The sequence below is a fragment of the Mycetocola sp. BIGb0189 genome (assembly GCF_024810155.1).
GTDB classification, from domain to species: domain Bacteria; phylum Actinomycetota; class Actinomycetes; order Actinomycetales; family Microbacteriaceae; genus Mycetocola; species Mycetocola lacteus.
Window position 1 is genome coordinate 452,833 of the sequence record NZ_JANUED010000002.1, and the last position, 21,261, is coordinate 474,093.

At 67.7% G+C, this 21,261-nt stretch carries 15 protein-coding genes; 10 read left to right on the forward strand and 5 right to left on the reverse strand.

Annotated features, from left to right (window positions below; genetic code table 11):
- Positions 1–24 precede the first annotated feature (24 nt).
- Both M2390_RS04500 and M2390_RS04505 read right to left on the reverse strand, forming a co-directional pair.
- Positions 25–606 carry a hypothetical protein gene (locus M2390_RS04500; RefSeq protein ID WP_259177315.1) on the reverse strand — a complete coding sequence of 194 codons (582 nt, stop codon included), beginning with the start codon at positions 604–606 and terminating at the stop codon, positions 25–27.
- A gap of 110 nt (positions 607–716) precedes the next feature.
- Positions 717–1,268 carry a hypothetical protein gene (locus tag M2390_RS04505; RefSeq protein ID WP_259177316.1) on the reverse strand — a complete coding sequence of 184 codons (552 nt, stop codon included), beginning with the start codon at positions 1,266–1,268 and terminating at the stop codon, positions 717–719.
- Positions 1,269–1,508: 240 nt separating this feature from the next.
- Between M2390_RS04505 and M2390_RS04510 the strand changes: the two genes are divergently transcribed.
- The 3 genes from M2390_RS04510 to M2390_RS04520 are packed head-to-tail and all read left to right on the forward strand — an operon-like array spanning position 1,509 to position 4,293.
- On the forward strand, positions 1,509–2,597 hold the full coding sequence (locus M2390_RS04510) for a hypothetical protein (protein WP_259177317.1): 1,089 nt from the start codon (positions 1,509–1,511) through the stop codon (positions 2,595–2,597).
- Positions 2,588–3,211: an ATP-binding cassette domain-containing protein gene (locus M2390_RS04515; protein ID WP_259177318.1), complete on the forward strand. Its 624-nt coding sequence runs from the start codon at positions 2,588–2,590 to the stop codon at positions 3,209–3,211. The genes M2390_RS04510 and M2390_RS04515 overlap by 10 nt, the downstream gene beginning before the upstream one ends.
- The gene (locus M2390_RS04520; RefSeq protein ID WP_259177320.1) at positions 3,208–4,293 is read left to right on the forward strand and encodes a hypothetical protein; all 1,086 of its coding nucleotides are present in this window, start codon (positions 3,208–3,210) and stop codon (positions 4,291–4,293) included. The genes M2390_RS04515 and M2390_RS04520 overlap by 4 nt, the downstream gene beginning before the upstream one ends.
- A 32-nt stretch (positions 4,294–4,325) precedes the next feature.
- On the opposite strand, the gene M2390_RS04525 is transcribed toward M2390_RS04520, so the two are convergent.
- Complete coding sequence (locus tag M2390_RS04525; protein WP_259177321.1) at positions 4,326–5,291, reverse strand: LacI family DNA-binding transcriptional regulator; 966 nt, start codon at positions 5,289–5,291, stop codon at positions 4,326–4,328.
- Between the two features lie 246 nt (positions 5,292–5,537).
- On the opposite strand from M2390_RS04525, the gene M2390_RS04530 reads away from it, so the two are divergent.
- From M2390_RS04530 to M2390_RS04555, 6 genes are all read left to right on the forward strand, one after another.
- Positions 5,538–6,359: an ABC transporter permease gene (locus tag M2390_RS04530; RefSeq protein WP_030148698.1), complete on the forward strand. Its 822-nt coding sequence runs from the start codon at positions 5,538–5,540 to the stop codon at positions 6,357–6,359.
- Positions 6,356–7,168, forward strand: a complete 813-nt coding sequence (locus M2390_RS04535) for an ABC transporter permease (protein ID WP_245601267.1) — start codon at positions 6,356–6,358, stop codon at positions 7,166–7,168. The genes M2390_RS04530 and M2390_RS04535 overlap by 4 nt, the downstream gene beginning before the upstream one ends.
- On the forward strand, positions 7,165–8,172 hold the full coding sequence (locus M2390_RS04540) for an ABC transporter ATP-binding protein (protein ID WP_259177323.1): 1,008 nt from the start codon (positions 7,165–7,167) through the stop codon (positions 8,170–8,172). Before M2390_RS04535 ends, M2390_RS04540 begins: the two co-directional genes overlap by 4 nt.
- A gap of 117 nt (positions 8,173–8,289) precedes the next feature.
- On the forward strand, positions 8,290–9,372 hold the full coding sequence (locus M2390_RS04545; RefSeq protein ID WP_259177324.1) for an extracellular solute-binding protein: 1,083 nt from the start codon (positions 8,290–8,292) through the stop codon (positions 9,370–9,372).
- Between the two features lie 39 nt (positions 9,373–9,411).
- Complete coding sequence (locus M2390_RS04550; protein WP_259177325.1) at positions 9,412–10,575, forward strand: hypothetical protein; 1,164 nt, start codon at positions 9,412–9,414, stop codon at positions 10,573–10,575.
- Positions 10,576–10,827: 252 nt separating this feature from the next.
- Entirely contained in the window at positions 10,828–17,853 is a 7,026-nt protein-coding gene (locus M2390_RS04555) for an Ig-like domain-containing protein (protein ID WP_259177326.1), read from the forward strand.
- Positions 17,854–17,963: 110 nt separating this feature from the next.
- Here the strand turns inward: M2390_RS04555 and M2390_RS04560 are convergent, their stop codons facing one another.
- Positions 17,964–18,638 carry a FadR/GntR family transcriptional regulator gene (locus tag M2390_RS04560; protein ID WP_310503962.1) on the reverse strand — a complete coding sequence of 225 codons (675 nt, stop codon included), beginning with the start codon at positions 18,636–18,638 and terminating at the stop codon, positions 17,964–17,966.
- An 86-nt stretch (positions 18,639–18,724) separates the two neighbouring features.
- Here M2390_RS04560 and M2390_RS04565 point away from each other — a divergent pair, with 86 nt between their 5' ends.
- Positions 18,725–19,897, forward strand: a complete 1,173-nt coding sequence (locus M2390_RS04565) for an MFS transporter (RefSeq protein ID WP_259177327.1) — start codon at positions 18,725–18,727, stop codon at positions 19,895–19,897.
- Here M2390_RS04565 and M2390_RS04570 read toward each other — a convergent pair.
- Positions 19,894–21,084 carry a glutamate--cysteine ligase gene (locus M2390_RS04570; protein ID WP_259177328.1) on the reverse strand — a complete coding sequence of 397 codons (1,191 nt, stop codon included), beginning with the start codon at positions 21,082–21,084 and terminating at the stop codon, positions 19,894–19,896. The two genes, M2390_RS04565 and M2390_RS04570, sit on opposite strands and share 4 nt — an antisense overlap.
- Positions 21,085–21,261 lie beyond the last annotated feature (177 nt).

Sequence of the window (21,261 nt, forward strand, 5' to 3'; positions counted from 1 at the left end):
TGTCCGGAGACAAACGCCGCGAGATCAGTACCCGTAATCGACGTATGGAAGCCCGGGAAACAGCTCGTCGATGGCCTGGGAGAACACCCGTTGGATCGCGGTGAAACGCGCCTGGTCATCGGCGGCATCGACGAAGAAATCGCCAAACCGGGTCTCGGTGCCGGTGGTGGAGATTCCCGCAAGGTCGAGTCGGGGCCGCACCGTTTCGAGGAGGACCGCATCGATCTGTGGTGGGTTCTGCTTGAGGTACTCCTCCTGGACAAAGCCCAGCTCACCCGGGTTGCAGTCGACCGCCTTTTCGTTGACGGCCTCGACATCCGTCTGGCCCGGGGCAAGGGTCTGCTCGGCGAGATAGGTGCGGCCATCCATCGGGTTGAGGATCGGTTCGCCCACCACATACCCCGCATCCTCGGTGCAGCGCACGTAGTTGGCGAAGGCCTCCTTGTACTCGTCAAACCCGATCTGTTCGCGGGAGAGAATGTCGCGCTGCGCCGGGGACGCCACCGAGGGATATTTCTGCGCTTCCGGGTCCTCGGACGAGCACCCGGTCAGTCCCGCGATGAGGACGGCCCCGAGTGCCGTGGTGATCGCAAAACTCCTGCGCATGGATCCCCTTTCGATCGCGTGATGGCGAAGGCCAGGCTAGCGTGTGCGATCCTCGCGGCGGCGTGCGCCGAGCCCTGGTGTGCCCAGAACTGCCCCGATCTGGGGGTGCGTCAGTACCCGTAGCCCCAGGTGGTGACCTCGGGGTAGAGCGCCCGGGCTGCGTCGAGGAGGACGGCGTCGACCGCGGCGGTGCGTGCGGCGTCCTCGTTGCCGTTGGGGAAGAAATCGCCGTAGTTGGTTTCGGTGCCGGTGTAGCTGACCCCGGCGCGTTCCAGACCGGCAAACACCCGGTTTAGCAGCGCCGGGTCCATCCGCTGTGGGTTTTGCCGCACATATTCGCTATCCACGTGGACCAGCTCGGAGACCTGGCAGTTTTGCATGGCGTCATTGTCGAATTGAGCACCCGGGATGACGTCGAGATCCCAGTTATAGCGGCGGCCGCTGATGGGGTCGAGGGTCGGGTTGGTTGCCCGATACCCCGAGTCGCTGTTGACCAGGCACTGGGCGTAGTTTGACCACGCCTCCTTGTACTCGTCAAACCCGATGGTGTCGCGATCGAGGAGGGCCTGTTGGGCGGCGGAGATACCGGATTCCGTGGTGCGCCCGTCCGCGTGTTCCGCCGTGGGTGTGCAGCCGGTCAGCACCAGCGCAAGACCAAGCATCGTTACAACGGAGATACCCCTGAACACTGATTGCCCCCAATTCACGGCGCACGTCGGCGACGCCTGGACCCATGGTATCGGGAGTGGGGAGCCGGCGGCCCCTCCACAACGAGTGTTATCAAATTGACCCGGGAGGGGGCAGCCGCTACCTTGAGACCGTGCCCGCGCGGGAGCGGCACGCAACCGGGTGTGCGATCCCCGGAAATTTTGGGGCGCAGCTGCGCCGAACAGGGGGACGTCATGGCCACGCGCCGCTCGATCGGAAAATCCGTGCTGCTCTGGGTGGGTGCCGGTGCCTGGGTTGTGCTGCCGTTTGGGTTGATCGCGGCGATCGTGTTGTGGAGCGGGCAGGTACGTTTCACCGAACCGGTCGAAACCTGGACGCCGGTGGAAACCGGGCAGGCGAACACCGATACCCCGATGGACCTGGCGCTCGGCTGGGAACAGGGTCCGGTGCTGCGCGCCCCGGCCTGGTCCGGTCTGATCACCGCCGTGCGCCCGCAGGTCACCTCGATTGGGCCGGGCGATGTGGTGGTCACCATCGACGGCATCGATCGCCTCGCCGCCCGCACCCCCGGTCCCTTCTGGCGTGCGATTGGACCCGAGACCACCGCCGGCAGCGACATCGGCTGGCTCAACACCCTGCTGGGAGACCTGGGACTTGCCCGCGGTACCGGCAACACGTTTAGCGCCTCCACCGCCCGGGGCATCACCCAGCTGGCCAAGAAGATCGGGGCCGAGGGGGAGACCTTCGACCCGTCCTGGGTGGTACACCTGGCCGAACCTCGGATCACCGTGGGTGCCCCCGCGTTCTCGGTGGGTCAGCCCGCGCCCGCGGCCGGCGAGGCACTGTTTGCGCCGCGTCCGCGGATCACTGCGGCGCTGCTTACCGGCGAGGGCCTGGCCCCGATCGCCCCCGGACCCCAGGGCGGAGATAAGACGGAGCTACCGGTCCTCGACCAGGAGCGCATCGTTCGTTTGCCCGTGCCCGCCGATGCGGTCTTGAAGCTGGGCACCACCGAGCTTCCCCTCACCGAGACGCGTGATGCGATTACCCCGGACGGCCTCATCGCCCTGACCGAAACCACGGCGGCGGGGGAGCCGATGGTGCGCACCCTGATCGCCCAGACCGTGCAGACCTCGGGATGGCGCATTCCCGCGGCCGCCGTCTTCCAGGTGGGAGCGAATAGCTGCGTGCTGACCAAAACCGGCCCGGTCGCGGTGCAGGTGGGCGCGGGCGAGGGTGGATCCGTGGTGGTCACCGGCGAGCTTGATACAACCGACCGCGTGCTGCTCTCGGTGCCCGCGGAGCGGCGCGAATGCCGGTAGTCGCGCGAGATATCTCGGTCGCGTTCGGGGAGCGCCGGGTCCTGACCGATTTCACCGCCGAGTTTGTGGAGGGCAGCATGACCGCGCTGCGCGCCCCCTCGGGCTTTGGGAAGTCCACGCTGCTCGCGGTCATCGCCGGACACCAAAAACCCGATGAGGGCACGGTGGCCTTCACCGCGGCCGACGGGACCGAGCACGCCCCTCAAATTTCCTGGATCGACCAGTCTTCACCGGTGTTCCCACACCGCACGGCTGCCCACAACGTGGCGATCGGCGCGCTCTCGCGCGGGACCACCTGGGAGGACGCGCTCCTGATCGCCGACGGACATCTCGAACGCCTCGGACTCGATGAGGTGCGTGATCGACTCGGCAAGCGCCTCTCCGGGGGCGAACGGCAGCGGGTCGCGGTTGCGCGTTCGATGGCCGCCGAGACTCCGATCATCCTCGCCGATGAGCCCACCGCCTCCCTCGATGCCGCCGCCCGCGGACTGGTCATCGGGGCGCTGCGCGCCGCGGCCGACGCCGGGGCGATTGTGATCATTGCGACCCACGACGATATCGTGGCCGAGCGTGCCGACCGCATCATCCGGATGGACCGGCTGGTGCCCGCATGAGTCACGGGTTTCGCACCGGAGAGTTCGTCCGCGAACACGCCCGCGGGCTGCGAGCCCGGCCGTGGCGTGCCCTGCTGATTGCGCTCTGTGCGGCGCTGATCGGCATCGCCGTGCCGCTGGTTTCGCTGATCGAAACCGGTGGCCTGCGCGAGTCCTGGGAGCAGCAGCGCGCCGCCGGGCGCTTTGTCCAGGTGATTCGGGCGGGGACGATCGAGGGATTCCCGGTCTCGTACTGTGAGAACATCGCGCGCACCGAGGGGGTGATCGCGGCCGGGGCGATCCTGCACCGCGAGCAGATCCAGCTGGCGACCTTCCCCGGGCAGAATCGTGAGCTGCTGCGGGTGAGCCCGGGCATGATCGCGATCGCCTGGCCCGGACTGGTGGTCTCGGGATCGGGCATCGTGGCCGGCAAGGACCTGGCGGCCCAGACCGGTTTGGTGCCGGACACCACGGTGAACCTGACCCGTGGGGGCACGAGCGAGGCCCGCGACATTGTGAGCATCGCGGGGGAGCGTTCCCGGGTGGACGGCCTCAACACGGCCCTCCTGGAGCCGGACGTTCGCTCCGATCAGTACACCCGCGAGTGCTTTGTCGAGATGTCACCGGGTGCGGCCAGCGCGGTGATTCCCACGCTGACCGAGGCCGTACCGCCCGTGTATCAGGCGAACCCTGGGCCGTATCTGGCCAAAAATGCGCTGGTGGTGGACCCGGAAAAGAACCTGCCGCTGCGTGCGAGCGCGTGGGGCTGGGCCGTCGGGGCCGGGGTCCTGTTCCTCCTTCTCGGTGTGCTCTGGTGGTCGGGGCGCGCGGAGATGGCGCTGTATCGAGCCTTCGGGGCGCGTCCGGCGCAGATCACGCTGGCGCTCGCGGTCGAGGTAATCGCCACGGTCCTGGTGCCGGTCGCGATCGGGGCGAGCGTGGTCATCGCGGTGGCCGGATTCACCGGCGGCATCGGCACACAGGAGTACCTGCTGGCCGGCGCCGATATCACCCGACTGCTACTTGCGTTGCTGCCGCTTCCGCTGCTGGGGGCCGCGCTGGCGCACGCGATCTCACCCTCGGCGGTGTTCAAGGGGGCCTAGGACCTACGGCCTATAACGTTCAGCCCTACGCTCTACGCGGGTTCCCGCTCGCCGAGGTCCCAGTCCACCGAGACGGGCAGGCGCAGGCGGGGGATTTCGCCGCCGGGGGTCGCATCGAGGCGGGCAAGCAGAGTGTCCATCGCCTGGCGGCCCAGCTCCAGGCCGTCCACCTCGAGGACGGGCACATTGGCCGATCCCAGCGCGTCGGCGATGCCGCGATCAGCGCTCACCACGAGGTTGGTGATCCCGCGGGACTGGAGTCCAAACATGATGCCGGTGGACAGCGAGGAGGAGTAGGAGATGACCGCGGTGGCACCGGAGGTCAGAATTTCACCCACCACGCCCACCCCCGCGGCGAAGGTCGAGCGGTGCGGTCCGAGCACGGTCAGGGCGGCCTTGCCACGCAGGGCCTCGATCACGTGGGCCACGCGGCGGAGGTTCTGCCAGGAGCGGCCGGGGCCACCCACCAGTGCGATGTGTCGGTGCCCCTGCTCCACCATGCGAAGCGCCAACTCGGCAAAGCCGGTGGCCGAGTCGGCGACCACCGAGGGCACCCCGTCGATCTCGCGGTCGATCAGGACCGTGGGCTTGAGCTTGCACGCGGGCTCCACAAACTGGTCCTTACCGCGCGGGGCGGCCAGCAGGAAGCCGTCCACCTGCGGGGCGAGCCGGGCGAACTGGTCCACGTCCTTGTCTTCGAGAAACGCGGTGGCGGCGACGGTCAGCAGGTAGCCGGCGGCATCCGCGCGGTCCTGGGCTCCCTGGATGATCGGGGTGAAGAACTGGTTTTCCAGGGTGGGAACCACCATCGCGATGACCCCGGTGCGTCCACTGGCCAGCGCGGTTGCCGTGCGCGAGGGCGCAAAATGCAGTTCCTGGGCGGCACGCTGAACCCGCTCGATGGTCGCGGCGGCGACCAGTTCGGGCTTGCTGAGGGCGCGCGAGGCCGTGGCCTTGGATACCCCGGCGAGACGCGCGACGTCCTCAAGTGTGCTCACGGAGCCTCCGATTTATGCGGGTGTGCGAGGTAAACGGGCTCGCAAGGGGATGGGCGTGACGGCGAATTGCGGCGTCGTCGGGGGAGAAAAAGAAGTGTTTGTTTCTTCGATAGAACTTAGCGTATAGTGTGTGAAACCGGTTGTGCAACCGGTTTCATTGCCCGTTTCGGCGTTTTGCGTCGAAATCGCCCGCCCGTGCGTGGGGATCCCCGTCCCGCACCCACACCACCGCCAATGGGGGCACACATGTCTCGAAAACCAGCCTGGCTGTTGCTGCCCGGTCTGGTGTTTATCCTGCTCGGATTCGCCATTCCCTCGGTCGCGATGCTTATCGCGCCGCCCGGGGTCAGCACCGGAGACGTCTTCGCGCGTCTCGGCCAGATGCTCACCGACCCCTACTCGCTCGGCATCATCGGCCGCACCCTCGGCCTCGGACTGATTACCACCGCGACCTGCCTGGTGCTCGGCTTCCCGATCGCCTACCTGCTGGCCCGCTCGACCTCGCGCTTTGCCGGCATGTGGCTCGCGCTGGCGATCTTCCCGCTGCTGCTGAGCAACGTCGTGCGCACCTTCGGATGGATCGTGCTGCTGGGTAGCCAGGGCGCGATCGGCCAGCTCATCACCGGCCTGGGTCTCGCCTCCGAGGCCCCGCAGCTGCTCTACACCGAGCTCGCCGTGGTCCTCGGTATGACACAGCTGTTCCTGCCGCTGGCGATCATCTCCTGCTACTCGGCCGTCGCCCAGGTGGATCCCGGACTCGATGACGCCGCCCGCGGACTCGGCGCCAGCCGCACCCGGACCCTCTGGACCGTGGTGCTGCCGCTGTCCGCCCCGGGCCTCGTGGTTGCCACGACCCTGGTCTTCGCCGGTGCCGCAACCGCCTATACGACCCCCTACCTGCTGGGTGGATCCAGTCAGCGGATGCTCGCCACCGAGCTCTACAACTACTCCAACGTGACCGTGGACTGGGCCTCGGCCTCGGCCACCGCGCTGATCATGACGCTGCTGGTGTTCCTGGTTTCGGGCCTGAGTTCGCTGCTGTCGCGGGGAAAGAGCGTGCAGTCATGAGCATGATCAAAACTAATAACGCCCGCCCGGTGCTCGGTACCCTGGCCGTGCTCGGCTACATCATCATGATCGTCCCGATCCTGTTTGTGGTGAGCACCGCGTTCTCCACCGGACGCACCGTATCCTTCCCGCCAAAGGGTTTCACCCTGGACTGGTTTGGCGCGGCCCTCGGCAACAACACGTTCATGTCCTCGCTGGGGCAGAGCCTGCAGCTCGCGCTGATCGCGACCGTGATCGCGCTGGCCATCGGAGTCCCGGCCACCATCGCGATGCACCGGGGCAAGATCCCCGGCAAGTCCCTGGTTCAGGGCCTGTTCCTCTCCCCGCTCGTGGTTCCCGAGCTGGTGGTGGGCCTCGCGCTCTACCAGCAGATCATGGTGGTGCTGGGGCAGTCGAACTCGATCGCCCTGCTGATCGGACACACCGCGATCCTGCTGCCCTATGCGGTGCGGGTGACCGGAGCGTCCCTCGCCCTGGCGGATCCGGCGATCGAGGAGGCCGCGCGCGGCCTCGGTGCCTCGCCGCTGCGCGCATTCTTCACGGTGACCCTGCCGCTGCTGCGTCCCGGGATCTTCTCCGCCGCGCTGCTGAGCTTTGTGACCTCGTTCAACAACGTGCCGCTGTCCCTGCTGCTGCAGGACCGCAGCTTCCGCACGCTCCCGGTCACGATGCTCGACTACATTCAGCAGAACTATGACCCGACCATCGCAGCAATGTCGACCCTGCTGCTCGCCGCAACCGTCGTGGTTGCCATCATCGCCGAGCGCACGGTCGGCTTCGCCAAGATCTTTGGAGGTATCAACAAGTGATTCCCGCAGCCGAATTTGTCGGAGTAACCCAGGCGTACGGTGACTTCCTCGCCGTGGACAACCTGGACCTCACCATCGAAGAGGGAAAGCTGACTACCCTCCTGGGCCCCAGTGGATGTGGCAAGACCACCTCGCTGCGGATGCTCGCCGGTTATGCCCGCCCCACCGCGGGCAAGATCCTGATCGGCGGCGAGGATGCCACCGCCCTGCCGCCGGAAAAGCGCGGCCTGGGCATGGTGTTCCAGTCTTATGCGCTGTTCCCGCACCTCACCGTCGCCGACAACGTGGGCTACGGACTCAAGCTGCGTAAGGCGCCCACCGCCGAGCGTAAGGCTCGCGTGGCCGAGGCACTCGAGCTCGTGGGTCTCGGTCACCTGGCCGCCCGCAAGCCCAAGGCCCTCTCGGGTGGACAGCAGCAGCGCGTGGCGCTGGCGCGGGCCATCGCGATCCGCCCCAAGCTTTTGCTCCTGGATGAGCCGCTCTCCAACCTCGACGCCCGCCTGCGGGTGCAGATGCGTGCCGAGATTCGTCGCATCCAGGCCGAAACCGGCCTCACCGTTGTGCTCGTCACCCACGATCAGGACGAGGCCCTGGAAATGAGTGACACCATGGTGCTCATGCGCGCCGGCAAGGTCATGCAGACCGGTGCCCCGGATGAGGTCTTCCCCGCCCCGGCCAACCGCTTTGTGGCCGAGTTCCTGGGCTATGAGAACTTCATCCCCACCGCCGAGGGCCTGTTCACCGTGCGTCCCGAGCAGCTGCAGATTGCCTCCGCGGCCGCCACCACACCGGGCCTGAACCTCGACGGCGTGATCACCAGCAGCGCCTACCGCGGCGTCGACCTGGTGGTCGGCGTGGATGCCGCGGCTCCGGGTGGCGAAACCGTGCCGCTGATCTCGGTGCTGCGTCGCGACGCCCTGCCCGCCGGACACACCGGGTTCACCCCGGGGGAGCGGATCTCGGTAACCGCACCGGCACCCGCGCTCGTCCACCTGCCCGAATAGCCCGCGGTCGGCACCTGCACCCGTACCCGCACTCGGGCCCTGATGCACCTGCCCGAATAGCCCCGACCGGCCCCACACACTCCCCACCACATCCCTTTCACAGTAAGGACCCCTCCGATGAGTTCCCGTATCCCCGTTCGCGCCCTGGCGACCGCCGCGGCTCTGCTCACCTCGACCGCTCTGCTGGTCGGCTGCTCCGCCACCCCCGGTGGCAACACCGGCGGCGACGACAACAAGACCATCGTGGTCAGCACCTTCCCGTTCGGTGTTGACGAGTTCACCAAGGCCATCATCGACCCGTTCGAGAAGGCCACCGGCTACAAGGTTGAGGTGGATACCGGATCGAACTCCGAGCGTCTGTCCAAGCTGGAACTCAACGGCAAGCGCGCCGGCGCCGACGTCATGCTGATCTCGGACTATTACGCCGCCCTCGGCCAGTCCAAGAAGCTCTTCCAGAAGGTGGATGACGCCCAGCTCCCCAACCTGGCCAAGATCGCCGACTTCGCCAAGGAGAAGCAGTACGACGGTCCCGCCTACAGCTTCCAGCTCAACGGCATGCTGTACCGCACCGACAAGCTGGATCAGGCCACCGCGGCCAAGTGGGACACCTTCGGGGACGCCGCCTATAAGGGCAAGCTCGCCCTGCCCGACTTCAGCGTGACCGCCGGTCAGCTGACCGTATCCGGTGTGGCCGAGTCCGTGGGCAAGGACCCCTACGACGTGGATGCCGCGTTCAAGACCCTGGGCGAATGGTCCCCGGGAGTGCTGCAGTTCTACAAGTCCTCCACCGAGGTCACCAACCTGCTGCTGCAGGGTGAGATCGTCAACGCCCCGGCGCTGAGCGGCTTTGCCACCAGCCTGGTTGAGGCCGGCGAGCCGATCGCCTGGACTCCGCCGGCCACCGGCAAGTTTATGGCCACTAACCGCGCCATGATCCCCGCCAACGCTGAGAACGTGAAGGGCGCACACGCGTTCATCAACTACCTGCTGGGTGCCGAGGCCCAGACCAGCTCCGCCAAGATCGTCGGCGACCTGCCGGTCAACCCCGAGGCCACCGTGCCGGAGAACCTGAAGAAGATCGTCGGCGAGGCCGCCACCGATCCGATCGCCGCCGGTTACAAGACCCTGGACATCTCGGTCATCGTGAAGAACCGCACCGAGTGGACCGACCGGTTCGCCCGCGAGGTTGCCAGCCGCTAACACCCGCCTCGCCCGGACCCCGCCGCAGGGGTCCGGGCGATGCCCGTTTTTGATTTTCGTTTTACCCGAGGGGACCTGACCATCACCGTGTCAACCGATGCGACCGCCGAGTTTCTGCGCCGCGCACCCAAAACCGACCTGCACTGCCACCTGATCGGCACCGTGCGTGCCTCGACCTTCGCCGAGCTGGCTCGCCGTGAAAAGCTTGAGCTGCCGGCGGATCCCGAGCTGATCTTCCGCGACATCAACTCGCTGCCGCCGGACCCCGCGCTCTACCGCGACACCCACATCCCGGTGCCGCAGGGGCGCTCGGCCGATGAGCCGGAAACCTCCTACTCCCTCTTTAAAGCGTCGGAGTGGGTCGTCGAGGTGCTGCGCAGCCCCGAGGACCTGATCCGGGTGACCTATGAGGCATTCGAGGCCGCGCACCGCACCAGCGCGACCCGTCACCTTGAGCTGTTCTTCGATGACCTGCCGCCGCACCTGGAAAAGCTCGGGTACCGGGGCCAGGTCGAGGCCTATGCCGAGGGTATTCGCATGGCCGAGCGCGACTTCGGAATGACCGGACGGATGATCGCCGGCATCGACCGCAGCAAGTCCGGGGAGCACGCGCTGGCGATGGTGCGCCGGATCGTGGACAACCCCAATGAGTACGTGGTGGGAATCGGCCTGGACAACCTGGAGACCGCGGGTCCGCCCGAGCGCTTCGCCGATGCTTATCGGCTCGCAGGGGAGGCGGGGCTGTTCCGTACCGCCCACTCCTCCGAGCACGCACCGGTGGCCGTGAACACGATCACCTGCCTGGACCTGCTGGGCTGCGACCGCATCGATCACGGCTACTTCGTGCTGGAGGACCCGGCGGTGGTGGAGCGTGTGCGCGAGCAGCAGACCGCCTTTACCGTGGTGTCCACGACCTCGCGTCGGTCCTGGCGTCCGTGGCGTCGCGCGTCGATCGCCGCGATGCTTGAGGCCGGCCTGAACGTCATCCCCGCCTCCGATGACCCCGGGATGTTCCCCACGACCCTGGCCGAGGAATATGCGATCCTCAGCGAGCAGCTCGGCGTGGACCGTCACAAGCTGCGCGCGATGTCCCTGGCCGGGGTGGAGGCCAGCTGGGTTCCCGAGCCCGAGAAGCAGGCGATGCGCGAGCGCTTCACCGCCGAGTTCGACGCCCTGGAAGCGGAGCTTTTCCCGACCGTCTAGGCCCATCGCGGTCCCCGAACCCGTCACCATTCGAATTCGAATGGTGGCGGGTTTTGTCTGTCTGGGTGTCGGATCGCGGAGACCGGCCGAAAAGTGTCGATCGATGTCCCGGCGAGCCATGTTGACCGTTCGGTTCGGAATTTTGTCCCCCGGACCAGGGGGAACCCTTGTCGTGCGCCTGGAGAACTGCTAAACAGGGGGCACAGAACGCGGATGTTCATTCTGCTTTTGGCGCGCAAACCAGGGGGAATCATGACCGGCGAAGCACTCTCGTACGCGAACTCGACGCGGCTGGGGCGGGTGGCGCGTCGGGGGCTTCTCGCGGCCGCGCTTGCGGTGGGACTGATCATCCCGGCCCTGGTGCCGACCGCCGCCTTCGCGGCCTCGGTCAGCGCGACGCCGGGTTCGGTGGGGCAGGCCGACGGGATCGTGACCGTGCAGATCAGTACCCGCGGATCTCAGCTGACCCTCACTCCGCCCCCCGGCGTGCTCTTGCAGCGGCCTCCGACCTCCTTTAGCTGTTATGACATGGGAGCGGGTGGTGCCCTCATCCCCCCGGGGAGTACCGGGCTGTTCACCGCCATTTACTGTGGCTACACCGATAACACCGTCGGCGATTTTGGAACGTATCAGGTCCCCTTCAAGGTGGCCGATGATATCGCCCCCGGGAGTTCGCTCGGTGACTTTCAGTACTCCTTCCGTATCCCAGGGAGCCCGACGCTGAGCGGTGCCACGACGCTCACGGTGAAGGACCTGAGCGTTCCGACCATCGCCACTCCGACCGCCGGGCAGCTGACAAACAATCCACGCCCGGTGATCGGCGGCACCGCCGACAGCCTTCCCGGAACCACCCACTCGGTGACCATCACCGATACAACCAGCGGCACTGTGCTTGCCACCGTCCCGGTCACCAACGGAACCTGGACCTATACCCCCACCACCAACCGTCCCGAGGGCACCAACACCATTTCGGTCACGGCCTCCCTGAATGGCAGGACCACCACCGCGGCCACCCGTTCATTCGTGGTAGATACGATCCCGCCGACGGTCCCCGTGCTCACGTCTCCGGCGGCCGGATCCGCGACCGCGAATACCACCCCGACCGTGAGCGGAACCGGAGAAACCGGGTCCCGGGTCGAGGTGCGTGATGACGGCGGTGCGGTGCTCTGTGAGGCGACCGTTGTTGCGGGGACCTGGTCCTGTGTGGTGGCACCCGCCCTCGCCGAAGGCTCGCACACGCTGACCCCGGTCGCGCTGGATGAGGCCGGAAACACGGCACCCGGCACCGCGGTCACCTTCTCGGTACTCACGACCCCGCCCGCGGCCCCGGTGATCACCTCGCCCGCCAGCGGAACCATCACCAACGACAAGAACCCGATGATCAGCGGGACCGCGGAGAGCGGGACCACCGTCGAGATCCGTAACGCCGCCGACCAGGTGCTCTGCAGGGGAGATGTTCCCGAGGGCGAGTTTGAGTGTGTGGTGGCCCCGGCCCTGGTTGATGGCTCCCACACGCTGACCCCGATTTCCGTTGACGCGGCGGGAAACCGGACGCCGGGTACCCCCATCACCATCATCGTGGATACCGTTCCGCCGGCCGCCCCGGTCATTTCCTCACCGGTTACCGGCAGCGTTACCAATAACGTCCAGCCCACCTTCACCGGAACCGGTGAGACCGGTTCCCGGGTCGAAATTCATGGTGCGCAGGGGCAGATCCTGTGTACGGCCGTGGTCACCGCGGGGGCGTGGAGCTGCCAGCCGGCCACGCCGTTGGGGGAGGGCGATCATGCTCTGACCGCTATCGCCGTGGATGTGGCGGGAAACCGGACCACCGGTACCTCGATCACCATCACCATCGACACGGTAGCCCCGACCACCCCGGTGATTACCGCCCCGGCCGATGGCACGCTGACAAACAACGCCACCCCAACCATCACCGGAACCGGCGAAAACGGTTCGGTGATCGAGGTGCGGGGAGCGGCGAACGAGCTGCTGTGCACCGCGACCGTGGCGAACGGCACCTGGTCCTGTGAGCCCACGACGGCGCTGGGCGAGGGGGAGCACACCCTCACCCCGACTGCCCGGGATGCCGCCGGGAACACCGCTCCCGGCACCGCGGTCACGATCACGATCGACACGACCCCGCCCGCCGCCCCGGTGATCACCTCACCCGGTGATGGTGCGCTACTCAACACCGATGAACCCACCATCACCGGAACCGGCGAGAACGGTTCCACGGTGGAGATTCGTGGTGGCAATGATGAGGTCCTGTGCTCGGTCGTGGTCACCGCGGGGGCCTGGTCCTGCCAGATCAGTCCGGCTCTCGGACAGGGGGATCATTCACTCACCCCGGTCGCCGTGGATGCCGCGGGTAACAGCACCCCGGGCGCGGCCATCACCATTACCGTCGACACGGTCCCGCCCGCGGTTCCGGTCATCACCGCACCGCAGAACGGAACGATCACCAATGACCCGACGCCCACCGTGTCGGGTACCGGGGAAACCGGGTCCACCGTAGAGGTGCGCGATGGGGACGGCATCGTGCTGTGCACCAGCGTGGTGACCGCGGGCACCTGGTCCTGCGCCCTGGCGGAATCGCTGCCCGAGGGCGATCATCCGCTGTTCCCGGTGGCCCTGGACGCCGCGGGGAACGAGGCCTATGGGGTCGCGGTCACCATTACGATTGACCTCACCCCGCCCGCAGCACCGGTGGTAACCGCGCCGCTCACCGGCACCGCGACCAACGTCACCACACCGGTCTTTACCGGAACCGGAGAAAACGGCTCAACCGTCGAGATCCGGGCGGCCGGCGGAACGGTGCTGTGTTCGGCCCCGGTGGTGGACGGTGCCTGGTCCTGCACGACCGCTCCCGCGCTGGATGAGGGGATGTACATTCTCAGCGCCGTCGCGGTCGACACCGCGGGCAATGAAACCCCGGGTACGATCGTCGCGCTGACCATCGACACCACGCCGCCGGGCGTCCCGGCGATCACCTCGCCGGTGAGCGGGACGATCACCAACGACACCACGCCCACGCTCTCGGGGTCCGGGGAATCCGGCTCGACCGTGGAGAATCAGGACGTCGCCGGAGAGGTTTTGTGTACGGTCGTGGTGACCGCCGGCACCTGGACCTGTGACATCGCCCCGGCCCTGACCGAGGGCGACCACGTTCTCACCCCGGTGGCGAAGGATGCCGCGGGCAATGAGACCTTCGGTCTTCCGATCACGATCACCGTGGATCTCACGCCGCCGGCGGCACCGGTGATTACCTCGCCGGTGGACGGGTTCGTGACCAACGACACCACCCCGACTCTCTCGGGGACCGGGGAGACCGGTTCGACGGTGGAGATCCGCAATGCGGCCGAAGAGGTTCTGTGCTCGGCCGTGGTCACCGCCGGTGCCTGGACCTGTGACATCACGACGGCGCTCGCCGAGGGCGATCACGCCCTCACTCCGGTGGCCACGGATGCCGCGGGCAACGAAACCCCGGGTACCGCGATCACGATCATCGTGGATGTGACCCCGCCGGCAGCGCCGGTGATTACCTCGCCGGTGGATGGGTTCGTGACCAACGACACCACTCCGACCCTCTCGGGGACCGGGGAGACCGGCTCGACCGTGGAGATCCGTAATGCGGGTGGACAGGTCCTGTGTTCGGCCGTGGTCACCGCCGGTGCCTGGAGCTGTGAGGTCGCTCCCGCCCTGGGCGACGGAAACCACGTGCTGACCCCGGTCGCGACGGATGCCGCCGGAAACGAAACCCCGGGTACCGCGATCACCATCGAGGTCATCACCGAGCTCCCCGGGGCACCGATCGTGACCTCGCCCACCAGCGGGACGATCACCAAGGACGCCACCCCCACGCTGACCGGTACCGGAGAAAACGGCACCACCGTCGAGGTGCGTAACACCGCCGGAGTGGTGCTGTGTTCGGCACCGGTGACCAACGGTGCCTGGAGCTGTGTGGTGGCCCCGGCGCTGGAGGACGGCGATCACGAACTGGTTGCGGTCGCGGTGGATGCCGCGACCAACGAGACCCCCGGCATTCCGCTGACCATCACCGTGGACACCGTGCCGCCCGCGATTCCGGTGATCACCACCCCGGTGGATGGCACCGTCACCAGTGTGGTGTCCCCGACCCTCACCGGAACCGGGGAGAACGGCTCGACCGTGGAGATCCACAATGCCGCCGGCGAGGTGCTGTGTTCGACCGTGGTGACCGCCGGAGCATGGAGCTGCGAGCTCAGCCCGGCGCTCACCGAGGGCGACCATGTGCTCACTCCGGTGGCCAAGGACGCCGCCGGAAACGAGGCCGAGGGCATCTCGATCACGATCACCGTGGACGTGACCCCGCCGACCGCTCCCGTCATCACCTCACCGGTGGACGGGGCCGTGACCAACGACACCACCCCGACCCTCACGGGAACCGGCGAGAATGGCTCGTCCGTGGAGATCCGCAATGCTGCCGGAGAGGTTCTGTGTTCGGCCGTGGTGAGCGCAGGGGCCTGGTCCTGTGATATTTCGACGGCGCTGGCCGAGGGCGACCATGTGCTCACTCCGGTGGCCAAGGATGCCGCCGGAAACGAGGCCGAGGGCGTCGCGATCACGATCACCGTGGACGTGACCCCGCCGACCGCTCCGGTGATTACCTCACCGGTGGACGGGTTCGTGACCAACGACACCACTCCGACCCTCTCGGGTACGGGGGAGAACGGTTCGACCGTCGAGGTGCGTAACTCGGCCGGGAACGTCCTGTGTTCGGCCGTGGTGACCGCGGGGGCGTGGTCCTGTGACATCACGACCGCGCTGGTCGAGGGCAATCACGTGCTGACCTCGGTGGCCAAGGATGCCGCGGGCAATGAGACCCCGGGTACCGCGATCACGATCACCGTGGACCTGACCCCGCCGGCCGCCCCGGCTATCACTTCGCCTGCCGATGGCACCCTCACTAACGAGACCACCCCGACCCTCACGGGCACCGGGGAGAACGGCTCGACCGTGACCGTGCGTGACGCCGATGACGTGGTGCTGTGTTCGGCCGTGGTGACCGACGGGACCTGGTCCTGCGTGGTGTCCCCGGCGCTCGCCGAGGGCGATCACGTACTGACTCCGACCGCCGAGGATGCGGCCGGAAACCAGGCCGAGGGTGCACCCATTGGAATCACCGTGGATGTCACACCGCCGACCGTTCCCGTCATCACCTCGCCCGTGGACGGGGCCGTAACCAACGACACCACCCCGACCCTCACGGGAACCGGTGAGAACGGTTCGACCGTGGAGATCCATAATGCTGCCGGCGAGGTGCTGTGCTCGGCCGTGGTGACCGCGGGGGCGTGGTCCTGTGATGTTTCGACGGCGCTGGCCGAGGGCGACCATGTGCTCACCCCGGTGGCCAAGGACGCCGCCGGGAACGAGGCCGAGGGCGTCGCGATCACGATCACGGTGGATGTCACGCCGCCGACGGTCCCCGTCATCACCTCGCCCGCCGATGGTCTGGTGACCAACGACACCACCCCGACCCTCACGGGCACCGGCGAGAACGGCTCGACCGTCGAGGTGCGTAACGCCGCGGACGAGGTTCTGTGTTCGGCCGTGGTGAGCGGGGGCACCTGGTCCTGCACACTCGATTCGGCGCTCACCGAGGGCAGCCACGCCCTGACCCCGGTGGCCACCGACGTCGCCGGAAACGTGTCCACTGGCACCGCCATCACGATCACCGTGGACACCACGGCCCCGAGTGCCCCGGTGATTGCGACCCCGAGCGCCAACATCGTCACCAACAACACCACACCGACCCTGGCGGGAACGGGTGAAACCGGCTCAACCGTCGAGATTCGCGATGCCGCCGGAGAGGTGCTGTGCTCGGCCGTGGTCGTGGATGGTGCCTGGTCCTGCGTGGTGTCCCCGGCACTGGCAGACGGCGAGTATCCGCTGACCGCGGTGGCCGTGGACGCCGCCGGGAACGAAACCGAGGGCTCCTCTGTGACCATCACCGTGAAAACCACGCTGCCGGCCGCGCCGGTGATCACCTCGCCGGACAACGGCAGCGTGGGCAATGACACCACCCCGACCATTTCCGGCACCGGCGAGAACGGCACCACCGTCGAGGTGCGTGGCCCCGGCGGCGAGGTCCTGTGCTCGGCCACGGTGACCAACGGAGCCTGGTCCTGTGAGCCACCGACCGCGCTCACCGAGGGTGACCACACGCTGACCCCGGTGGCCGTGGACGTCGCCGGAAACGAAACCCCCGGCACCCCGATCACCCTGACCGTGGACACCACCCCGCCCACCCCCACCACCGATGTGGTCTGCTCGGTGAACCAGCTGGGTCAGGTGACCTGTGAGGGTACCGCAACCGAGGGGGACACCATCGTGGTCACCGACGGCGATGGCAAGGAAATCTGCACCGTCGAGGTTCCTGCCGGTGGGCACTGGACCTGCACCGGCGGGCCGGTAACCTCCTTCCCGATCACCGTGGAAACGGTGGATCCGGCGGGGAACTCCGGCGGGGTGCTCACCCTGCCCGCGCCGCCGATCATCACCAGCCCGAACACGGGCAGCGTGCTGGGGGAGTCGCGTCCGACCCTCACCGGAACGGGCACCGCGGGAACCACCGTGGAGCTGCGGGATGCCGAGGGCACCGTCCTCTGCTCCACCACGGTGACACCCGAGGGAACCTGCTCCTGCACGCTGGCGGATGAGCTGGCCGATGGATCCGCGACGCTGACCCCGGTGGCCATCGACGCGGACGGCAACGCCATCACCGGCATCTCGATCACCCTGAACATCGACACCGTCGCCCCGGCCCCGCCCACCGGCGTCGAGTGCTCGGCCAACGCCGATGGCACGGTGACCTGCTCGGGGACCGCCGAACCGGACTCCACGGTGGAGATCACCGACCCCGAGGGCAACCTCATCTGTGAGGTCACCGTGGGGGACGACGGCACCTGGACCTGCACCTCCGAGGGTGTGGTGGACGCCGGTGAGCTGATCATCACGGTCATCGATCCGGCCGGGAACCGCTCACCCTCGATCGCGATCGGCGTGACCCCACTGCCGGGAACTCCCGGACCCGGCACCACCGATCCAGGCACCCCGGGACCCGGGACTCCGGGCCCCGGAACGGCCGGCCCGGGCTCGGGTGGCGGCAGCCTGGTGACCACCGGTGCCGACGCGGTCGGCATGGGGGCGCTGGCCCTTGCCGCGATGCTCCTGCTGGGCAGCGGGGTCTTCCTCCGCTCGCGCCGAACCAGCGGCACCATGCGCGGCGAAGACTAGCCGATCCGCCCCGCGAACACCCCGTTCATCCGATTGGATGGGCGGGGTGTTCGCGTTGTGCCGGTGTCCCGGCCTCTGCGGGGGATCGACCCGGCGTGCCCGTCGAACAGCTAGCGGGCGGTGAAGTTTGTGAGGAGCTCGGTGAGGTGGGCGCGGCTGAGGGTGCGCGCAAGATCGGCGTCCCGCGCCACAATCGCCTCGATCAGTCCGCTGTGTCCGGAAGGATCGGTGGCGGCGGGTTTGGGCTGGGCCTTCAGCATCGCGATCATGGCCTGCCGGATGCGTGGCACAAACGTGTCAAAGAGTTCGCCGAGCACCGGATTGTGGGCGGCGGCAATCACCGCCCGGTGAAACTCGGTGTCGGTGTCCACATAGGCTTCGACGCTGTCGCGGGACGCCTCGCGCACCTCCAGGGTTTTGCGCAGCAGCCGGATATCGGCGGCCGTGCGGCGCGTGGCGGCGAGGTGGGCGGCCTCGGTTTCGACGGCGATCCGCGCCTCGATCACCGCGGTGACCTCGGCATCGCGGACCACGTCCTCAAGCCCCTGCTCCACATCGAGCGCGGTCACAAAAACCCCGGCCCCCTGGCGACTGGTCAGCACCCCCTTGCCGGCGAGCTCGCGGATCGCCTCGCGCAGGCTGGAGCGCCCCACGCCGAGCTGAGCGGCCAGCGTGGTCTCACCGGGGAGGCGGTGCCCGAGGGGCCACTCGCCGGCACGGATACGTCCCAGAAGCTCCTCGGCCACCCGCGCCGCAAGCGGCTGTTGTGAAATCTGCGAAATCATCGTAACCTGTCTACTTGTCTGAGGGGTTGCGGTGCCCCAACACTATCCCGCTGCAACCGGGATGTCCACGCTACAAAAGGAAAAACATGCAAAACAGAGCAGGTCTGTGGGTGCTGACGGCCACCCACGCCGCCAACGATTTCTATGCCGGTGCCGTGTCCGCCCTGCTGCCGTTCCTCATCCTGGAGCGTCACTACGATTATGCCGTGGTGGCCGGCATAACCCTGGCTGCCACGAGCCTCTCGAGTGTCGCCCAGCCCGCGTTTGGCCTGCTGGCCGACCGGTTCCGGATGCGCTGGCTGGTGCTTGCCGGCCTGCTCACCGCGGGCGTGGGCATCGCCGTGAGTGGACTCTTTGCCGACAGCTATGCGGCGACCTGGATTGCGATCGCCATCTCGGGGATCGGCGTGGCCGCCTACCACCCCTCCGGCACCGTGCTGGCCCGCGAGTACGGGGGCGGGACCAACCGCTCGCTGAGCATTTTCTCGGTGGGTGGCAATGTGGGGGCGGCGCTCGCACCCACCGGCGTCCTGCTGACCGTGGGCGTGTGGGGCCTCTCGGCGACCCCGCTGCTGATGATCCCGGCCGCGGTCATGGGGGCCGCGTTCCTGCTGCGTCCGCGCGGGGCCGAACCCGCGGCGAAAACCGCGTCCGCGGACGCGCACGCTCCCGTGGCACAGGATGACTGGCGCGGCTTTGGTGTGCTGGTCGCGGTCCTGGCCTGCTGGTCCGTTGCCTATATCGGCACCAGCTCGTTCATCACCCTGTATGGCATCCAGCGCTTCGGGATTTCCACCGCCGAGGCCTCGATCGCGCTGACGGTGTTCCCCGCCGCCGGGGCCGCGGGCACCCTGATCGGCGGCTTCCTCGCCGACCGGTTTGGCCGCCTGCGGGTGGTGCGCGCCGGGTATGCGCTGGCCGTGCTTGCGATGGTGGGCATCGTGCTGGCCCCGAGCGCCCCGGTCGCCGTGATCGCGACCGCGGTCCTCGGCATCGCCCTGTTCCTGCCGTTCTCGCCGCAGGTCACGCTCTCGCACGCGTTCCTGCCCAATCGGATCGGCCTGGCCAGCGGCGTCACCCTGGGGCTCACGCTGTCCTTCGGCGGGCTGATGGGTCCCGCGCTCGGCGCGATCGCCGACGCCAGCAGCGTGCGGGTGAGCTTTGTGGTGATGCTGGTGCTCCTGGTCATCGCGCTGATGGTCGCCCTGGTGCTGCGCGATCCGGCAAGGCGCGAGGTCGAGCGCGTCCTGGCTGCTTAGCCGCGCAGCTCCGCCGCCAGGTTCGCCACCACCGCCCGCAGGTCGCCGTCGTTTTCGGCGGCGACCTGCAGCTGGCGCTGGTAGCTTCCCCCGGCATCCAGGATCCCGGGGATCGAGGCCAGCTCGGCGGCGCAGCCCAGGCGCTCGGCCACGGGAGCGAGGTCGGTGACCAGTTCGCGCAGGTGATCGGTGACCAGACGCTCGTCGCCCTCGGCGTTGATAATCAGCTCGGCCTCCAGCCCGTAGCGGGCCGCGCGCCACTTGTTCTCGCGCACAAACCAGGGCTGGAGGACCGTGAGTTCCTCGCCGGCGTCGAGCCGGGTGGTCAGGACATCGCTCAGGCAGTGGGCGAGGGCGGCAATCGCCCCGAACTCGGTGAGGGTGGACGCGGCATCGCAGGAGCGCAGCTCGATCGTGCCCCAACGCGGGGAGGGGCGTAGATCCCAGCGCACCTCGCTGTGGTCCTCGATGATGCCGGTGCGGGTCATATCGGCCACATAGGCCTCAAACTCCGACCAGTGGGTGAACTGCTGGGGGATCCCGGCGGTGGGCAGCTGCTGGAACATCAGCGAGCGGTTGGAGGCATAGCCGGTGTCCACCCCGGCCCAGAACGGGCTCGACGCCGAGAGCGCCTGAAGGTGGGGGGAGTAGGTGAGGAGCCCGTCGAGCAGGGGGAGTGCACGCTCGGCATCCTCGACGCCCACGTGCACGTGCACACCCCAGATCATCATGTTGCGCCCCCACCACCGGGTGCGGTCGATCAGCTTCTCGTACCTCGGTTTGGGGGTGATTGGTTGATCCTGCCACTGCGCAAACGGGTGCGAGCCGGAGGCGATCAGGTCGATTCCCAGGGAGTCACAGACCACACGCAGCTCATCCAGCTGGCCGCGCAGATCATCAATAGCCGCGGGCACGGTGGTGTGGACATCACTCACCAGCTCAACCGTGTTGAGCAGCAGCTCGCCGGTAATAAAGGAGTGTGGGGTTCCATCCGGCGCGGCGAGGGCCGCCAGCACCTCGGGGGCCCGGGATACCGGGGCACCGGTGACCGGATCAACCAGGGTCAATTCCCATTCCAATCCCACGGTTCCGCGTGCCGACCGGGCAAAGGGAATCGCGGGAACCGCGGGTGATACCGCGGCGGAGGCCACCTCGGGCGACGGTGCAAACTCAGTGGGCACGGGCATCGATTCTTTCTGCGCGGGCGGGGGACGGGGTTCAATTCTGACACGCGTGTGAGATGGATTACCCGGATGCGTCGATTTCTGACAGAATAGGTGTTTGAGTCCGTGTGTGGCCGACCCTCTATCCGCCCACTCAGACCCCATTAGAGCTTTCGCCGCGTGTGCACCCCACGCGCTCGG